Origin of the sequence: Nostoc sp. 2RC (assembly GCF_014222165.1) — a bacterium.
In the GTDB taxonomy this organism is placed as follows: domain Bacteria; phylum Cyanobacteriota; class Cyanobacteriia; order Cyanobacteriales; family Nostocaceae; genus Nostoc; species Nostoc linckia.
Genome location: NZ_JACKZU010000419.1, coordinates 1 through 3358 on the forward strand (window position 1 = coordinate 1; position 3358 = coordinate 3358).

The window sequence follows — 3358 nt, forward strand, 5'->3', positions numbered from 1 at the left end:
AAAAAAAAAAGCTGGTTCCAAAGTTTCCCAACTGTCACTAGCACGGAGTACTTTAAATGCATTGTAGATGGGTTGGCTTTGACCAAGCTTGTTGATAAATTGTATTACCTGTGGCTGTATGGTTTGATGAGCTTCCCGCAGTTCAGGGCTGTTTTTGACACCCATTAAATGATTTACTATCCCCCAACTCCAAGTAAGGCGTTCAGTCAGCTTTTCTAGGGGTTTTACTAAACCTTCCCAAGTAGGCTCTACATTGGCTTCTAAAGCCGCAAGCTGGTCATCAAGTTCTGCCAGCAATTGCTTAAAGGCTGGTACTACTCGTTCTGGTTTAATCTCTGCAAATGGAGGTAAACCAGTGCCTTGGAGTAAAGGATTATCAAAAAGAATGGTACTTGCACTCATGTTTTTCTTTGAACTGCGGATGAATAAAAATCAACAATGATTTCTATTTATATATTTATTTATATATCTTCTAATGTAGCGATCGCTGTGCTAATTAGTCTCGCCATTTTGGCACAGAGGTTGGGAGTGTTGATTGTTGAGTGTTGACTGAGGAGTTTATCGTACATGGGACTTTCCTATGGCGAGCGAGAAATTAAGGGTTTAGGCTGGGCATTGGGTAAGAAAAAATTCCCTATGCCCTATTCCTGACTTCAAAAAAATAATTTCACTGCATAAGTCCTGACTGTTAACCGTCAACCGTCTTCTCTGAAATATTTGTTGACTCAAAAGTCCCTTAAACTGACTGTTTTACCTGTGATTTTGCCAATTCACTAGGTGCGATCGCTCCATTTTCTGTAATGATGGCTGTAATCAATTCGGCTGGGGTAACATCGAATGCTGGGTTGTAAAAATCTACACCACGAGGTGTCAGCATTGTGTCGCCTACTTGATAGATTTCTGTGGGATCGCGTTCTTCAATGGGAATTTTGCTGCCATCGGCTAGTGCAAAATCAACGGTGGAAAGGGGTGCAGCAACGAAGAAGGGTATATTATGTGCTTTAGCTGCGATCGCTACGCTGTATGTACCAATTTTATTCGCAGTGTCACCATTAGCAGCAATGCGATCGGCACCCACAACCACTGCATGAATCAAACCCTGTTTCATACAATGGGCTGCCATGTTATCGGTAATTAATGTCACGGGAATTCCTTCTTGGACGCATTCCCAAGTGGTGAGTTTTGCACCTTGCAAACGGGGACGGGTTTCGTCGGCAAATAAACGCCCTAAACGTCCTTTTTTCCAAGCAGAACGCACAACACCCAAGGCTGTACCATAACCAGCTGTGGCTAATGCGCCGGCGTTACAGTGGGTAAGCAATGTCAGCTTTTCTGGGGTAGCAGGCAAAACAGCTAAACCATTGTCACCGATGGCTTGACAGGTTTGCAAATCTTCTGTGTTGATTGCTTCGGCAGTTTGCAGGAGAATTTGTTTGATTTCTTCTACTGTTCCCAGGGTTTCGTAGGCAGTTTTGAGCATCCGACTAATTGCCCAAAATAAGTTTACTGCTGTGGGACGAGTAGAACGCAACAACTCGGCTACTTTATCTAAGTGTTGCAGAAATTCTTGGCGATCGCTCGTCTCAATTTCCCGCGCCCCAAGATACATTCCATATCCCGCAGCCACACCAATTGCAGGCGCACCCCGCACAATCATTGTTTTAATTGCCTGCGCCATGTCTTCACTGCGGTGAATTTCTACAAATGTATATTCGTTGGGTAGGCGGGTTTGGTCAATTAGTGACACTGAGTTGTTGTGCCAAATGACTGGATAAACCTGGTTTATAGAACCTGTCATAAAAAAGGCAATATTTTTTAACTTTGCTGAAAGAATAATAAACTTTTACAGATTGAAATCAAAGAATTCAGAATTGAGAATTCTGTTTTAATTTTATTGCGATCGGTGAAGGTAGTTAAGGGACTTCCAAAAAATAAATTATCCAATGTTGTGGGCGGACTTATAGAACATACGTGTCAATTTAACGTGAAACTCTTGCTGTTATTAACTTCTATCATTTCTTTCTTTTCTGACTTTGTGTCCTTAGCGTCCTTTGCGGTTCGTTATCACTCCATCTTTGACACAACGCAGAGAAAAAAAAGTCTGTAGAAGCCACCAAGGCTAGTGGTTCGTCGCATTAGTTATGAAGGCTTATAGATCCCCGACTTCTTAAAGAAGTCGGGGATCTGAACACCTACAAATCAGCAAAATTAATGGGACAGACCACTAGGCAATCAGGCTGAAATTACTACTACTCAAAGTAATATTAGTATTTTGTAAACGGGCAAACTCAAACACTGTTCCTGTGCCCAAAACATTGCCATCCTGGTTATAGAATAAGCTGCCACTACCTTGGCTAAAGACAATACGCGCATTACTAGCGTTGACTAATTGATTATTAGCGACAACTGCAAAGTCAGTTAAAGCTTGTCCCGCAGTATTTGTAATAGCATTGAAGGTGGTTTTACTCAACACAATCTGGTCTTGTCCGACTTCAAAATCAGCGATTAAATCAACACCTAAGCTTGTGTTAAATACACTATTACTTTGGAACAGATATTTATCACTACCAATTCCACCAGTAAGAGTATCATTCCCATTACCTCCCAACAAAGTGTCATTGCCTCCTAAGCCTTGCAGTTGGTCATTTCCATCACCACCAATCAGAGTGTTATTTAGTGTATTACCGATGAGAATATCATTACCTGTGCCACCCGTTGCGTTTTCGATAACATTATTGGCAGAGAGAATCAGGTTGAGATTGCTATTGACTGTTTGCGAGGTGGTAACACCCAGATTTACGTTGACGGCAACTGTAGTACCGCTAAAGTTAATAGTGTCAGTACCCCCTGTTGTGGTTTCTATGATTGTGTCCGTTCCCAAGGCTGTATTCGCTACAAAAGAATAAGTATCGTTTCCGGTTAAACCTTGGAGTCGGTCGTTTCCGCCACCACCAATGAGAGTATTATTCAGCGTATTACCAGTGAGAGTGTCATTACCTGTGCCACCCGTTACATTTTCGATAACGTTGTTGGCAGAGAGAATCAGGTTGAGATTGCTATTGATTGTTTGCGAGGTGGTAACACCTAAATTTACGTTGACGGCAACTGTAGTACCGCTAAAGTTAATAGTGTCAGTACCGCCTGTTGTGGTTTCTATGATTGTGTCGGTTCCCAAGGCTGTATTCGCTACAAAAGAGTAACTATCGTTTCCTGCACCACCATACAAAGTATCATTTCCAGCATCACCTAATAATCTGTCATCTCCCTGTTCGCCAAATAAACGGTCGTTACCGTTACCACCTTGTAGGGTATCGTTACCTAAACCACCAAACAAATCATCATTGGAAGTAGTTCCTGT

Annotated in this window: 2 protein-coding genes and 1 pseudogene; all 3 read right to left on the reverse strand. The window is 42.1% G+C overall.

Features of this window, described 5'->3' with window-relative positions:
- A pseudogene (locus GNE10_RS30225) lies at positions 1–402 on the reverse strand (M3 family peptidase); the annotation flags it as partial.
- Between the two features lie 334 nt (positions 403–736).
- Complete coding sequence (gene mtnA, locus GNE10_RS30230) at positions 737–1798, reverse strand: S-methyl-5-thioribose-1-phosphate isomerase (RefSeq protein WP_185569472.1); 1062 nt, start codon at positions 1796–1798, stop codon at positions 737–739.
- Positions 1799–2224: 426 nt separating this feature from the next.
- The coding region (locus GNE10_RS30235; protein WP_185569474.1) for a calcium-binding protein at positions 2225–3358 on the reverse strand (1134 nt) is incomplete at its 5' end.

Coding starts and splice junctions, on each gene's coding strand:
- mtnA (WP_185569472.1), bottom strand. CDS start 1,798: ATGACAGGTTCTATAAACCAGGTTTATCCAGTCATTTGGCACAACAAC.